This is a genomic window from Streptomyces sp. N35 (genome assembly GCF_016464295.1).
GTDB lineage: Bacteria > Actinomycetota > Actinomycetes > Streptomycetales > Streptomycetaceae > Streptomyces.
Window position 1 is genome coordinate 37,339 of sequence record NZ_JAEIMH010000027.1, and the last position, 1,536, is coordinate 38,874.

The following is a 1,536-nucleotide window of genomic DNA, read 5'->3' on the forward strand; positions in this document are numbered from 1 at the left end:
CAAGGAGCCGCCCCCCCCGCCACCCCCGCGGGGCAGCCCCCCCGCCGCCCGGGGGGGGGGGGTTTCTTGCGTGGCACAGGGGCACTGGATCGCGGTGCGACGGGTGGTTGTCGGCGGCTGCGCATAGGGTGGGATTCACCCGATCAGGCCCTACGAGGTTCTCCGAAGGGAACAGCTCAGGCATGACCACTGCCACCATCGCAGTCGGAACGAAGGCTCCGGACTTCGCTCTCAAGAGCCAGCACGGCGAGACGATCCGCCTCGCCGACCTCCGCGGCGCGAAGAACGTGGTGCTTGTCTTCTACCCGTACGCCTTCACCGGAGTCTGTACGGGAGAGCTGACCGCGCTGCGCGACGCGCTGCCGCAGTTCGTCAACGACGAGGTGCAGCTGCTCGCCGTCTCCTGTGACGCACCCTTCAGCCAGCGGGTCTTCGCCGAGCAGGAGGGCTTCACCTTCCCGCTCCTGTCCGACTTCTGGCCGCATGGCGAGGCGTCGCGGGCGTACGGGGTCTTCGACGAGGAGAAGGGCTGCGCGGTGCGCGGGACCTTCATCATCGACAAGGAGGGCGTCGTGCGCTGGAGTGTGGTCAATGCACTGCCGGACGCGCGTGACCTGAACGAGTACGTCACGGCGCTCGGGACGCTGTGAGTCTCTATCGTTCCCCCTGATTTACCCGGGACTTCCCGGTGAAGTACCGATCCGAAGTGATCCTTGCGGCGAAGAGCCTTTTTGCTGCGGGAACCCGTCACTAGGATCCAGTCGTTGATCCGATGCCAATGCACCACGGGGGCGCTGCCCCTGGAAACTATTTGGAGGACTCGTGGGAGTCAGCCTCAGCAAGGGCGGCAACGTCTCGCTGTCCAAGGAGGCCCCCGGCCTGACCGCCATCACGGTCGGCCTGGGCTGGGACATCCGTACCACCACAGGTCAGGACTTCGACCTGGACGCAAGCGCCATCCTGACGCAGGAGGACGGGAAGGTCAGCAGCGATGCGAACTTCGTGTTCTTCAACAACCTGAAGAGCCCCGACGGCTCCGTCGAGCACACCGGTGACAACACCACCGGTGAGGGCGAGGGCGACGACGAGCAGATCAAGGTGAACCTGGCCGGTGTGCCGGCCGAGATCACCAAGATCGTCTTCCCGGTGTCGATCTACGACGCCGAGAACCGTCAGCAGTCCTTCGGCCAGGTGCGCAACGCGTTCATCCGCGTCGTGAACCAGGCCGGCGGCGCCGAGATCGCGCGCTATGACCTCTCCGAGGACGCGTCCACCGAGACCGCCATGGTCTTCGGTGAGCTCTACCGGCACGGCGCCGAGTGGAAGTTCCGCGCCATCGGCCAGGGCTACGCCTCGGGTCTGCGCGGTATCGCGCAGGACTTCGGCGTGAACGTCTGACGTTCGACCCGGTTTCCTTTCGTACGTCGCGTACGTACGACGGTGCGTGAAGCCTCACGCACCACCGCCGTACGTCCCCCAGGGGGCGTACGGCTCGTCCGGCGGCGCCCCCCTGCGGCGGCGCCGGGCGGGCCCCTC

Annotated in this window: 2 protein-coding genes; both read left to right on the plus strand. The window is 66.9% G+C overall.

Going from position 1 to position 1,536, the window contains the following annotated elements; genetic code table 11:
* The first annotated feature begins 182 nt into the window (after nt 1–182).
* Nucleotides 183–650 carry a peroxiredoxin gene (locus JAO81_RS16970; protein ID WP_199548696.1) on the plus strand — a complete coding sequence of 156 codons (468 nt, stop codon included), beginning with the start codon at nt 183–185 and terminating at the stop codon, nt 648–650.
* Between the two features lie 172 nt (nt 651–822).
* Nucleotides 823–1,398: a TerD family protein gene (locus tag JAO81_RS16975; protein WP_165336559.1), complete on the plus strand. Its 576-nt coding sequence runs from the start codon at nt 823–825 to the stop codon at nt 1,396–1,398.
* The last annotated feature ends 138 nt before the right edge of the window (nt 1,399–1,536 follow it).

What these genes read in the sequence shown, in the direction of transcription:
- JAO81_RS16970 (WP_199548696.1), top strand. Translation starts at nt 183, where the DNA reads ATGACCACTGCCACCATCGCAGTCGGAACGAAGGCTCCGGACTTCGCT.